We start from the raw sequence: 1,414 nt of genomic DNA, 5'->3' as shown, positions 1-1,414 counted from the left end.
GATGGCAGTTATTGATTATTTAACTGGCATGATTGCAGCAGGATATAACGGAGAATTAAAAAGTAAAGTTGGTTTCAAAGGCATCGCCAAAAAGGTGGTGCTTTTTCTTTTGGTCGGAGCGGCCGCTCAACTAGATTCAGCACTGGGAAGTAACAGCGCAATTCGTGAAGCGACTATTTTCTTCTTCATGGGCAATGAGTTACTTTCACTTTTAGAAAACGCTGGTCGTATGGGGATTCCCTTACCTTCAGCATTAGCAAATGCAGTTGAAATTTTGGGTGGAAAACAAAAACAAGAAGAGAAAAAGGGAGATATTCAATAATGGAAATCAGAAAAAAATTAGTTGACCCAAGTAAATATGGTACAAAGTGTCCGTATACAATGAATCCAGAATTCATTACAGTTCACAATACGTACAACGATGCTAAAGCAGAAAATGAAGTATCTTATATGATTCGCAATGATAACCAAGTATCGTTTCATATTGCCGTAGATGATAAGGAAGCTGTACAAGGTATTCCTTTAGAACGTAACGCTTGGCATTGCGGCGATGGTGGCGGTAACGGAAATCGTAAATCTATCGGAGTTGAGATTTGCTACTCTTTAAGTGGTGGAGATCGATATTATAAAGCTGAAGATAATGCGGCTATCGTTGTAGCGCAACTAATGAAACAGTACAACATTCCAATAAGCAAAGTGCGCACACACCAATCATGGAGTGGAAAGTATTGTCCTCATCGTATGTTAGCAGAAGGACGTTGGAATAGCTTTGTTGAAAGAGTCCAAAACGCATACAATGGAGGTGGTAAAGTAACTCCTACACCTATTCCTCCGGCAAATAACGGGACAGGTATTGCGTATATTGAAGGGAATGGCATTAACCTTCGCAAAGGGCCAGGTACTGGATACGGGGTTATTCGTCAATTAGGTAAAGGTGAGTCCTACCAAGTATGGGGCGAGTCAAACGGATGGTTAAATCTTGGTGGCGATCAGTGGATTTATAATGATCCGTCGTACATTCGTTACACAGGAGGAAATGCACCAACACAATCAACTAATGATGGTGTTGGTGTCGTGACTATTACAGCAGATGTGTTACGCGTTCGTACTGGTCCAGGAACTAACTATGGAGTCGTGAAAAATGTGTACCAAGGTGAAAAATATCAAACGTGGGGAAATAGAGACGGTTGGTATAATGTTGGCGGCGACCAATGGGTTTCTGGTGAATATGTGAAGTTTGAAAAGTAAAACGTATTACTATACAAAAGAATAATTTTGTAAACAAAAAGAGCCGTCAGTACAGTTGATATGCTCCCCCTATAGTAGACAGAAAAAAGAAAGCTTTATATCCTGTCTACTATAAGGGGGATTTTTTTATGGGGAAAATTAGAAGAACATATGATGAAACATTTAA

At 39.8% G+C, this 1,414-nt stretch carries 2 protein-coding genes; both read left to right on the top strand.

Annotated features, from left to right (window positions below):
• Positions 1-322: phage holin family protein (locus tag MR168_RS32895; protein WP_242291763.1), on the top strand; the 322-nt coding region annotated here is incomplete at its 5' end.
• Positions 322-1,248, top strand: coding sequence for an N-acetylmuramoyl-L-alanine amidase (locus tag MR168_RS32890; protein WP_086412658.1), 927 nt, complete (start codon positions 322-324; stop codon positions 1,246-1,248). The genes MR168_RS32895 and MR168_RS32890, both read left to right, overlap by 1 nt.
• The last annotated feature ends 166 nt before the right edge of the window (positions 1,249-1,414 follow it).

It is taken from the genome of Bacillus cereus group sp. BfR-BA-01356 (genome assembly GCF_022663635.1).
Classification (GTDB): Bacteria; Bacillota; Bacilli; order Bacillales; family Bacillaceae_G; genus Bacillus_A; species Bacillus_A cereus.
The sequence above is the reverse complement of the archived record's forward strand: the minus strand, read 5'-3'. Positions and strand labels throughout refer to the sequence as shown.

What these genes read in the sequence shown, in the direction of transcription:
- MR168_RS32890 (WP_086412658.1), top strand. Translation starts at nt 322, where the DNA reads ATGGAAATCAGAAAAAAATTAGTTGACCCAAGTAAATATGGTACAAAG.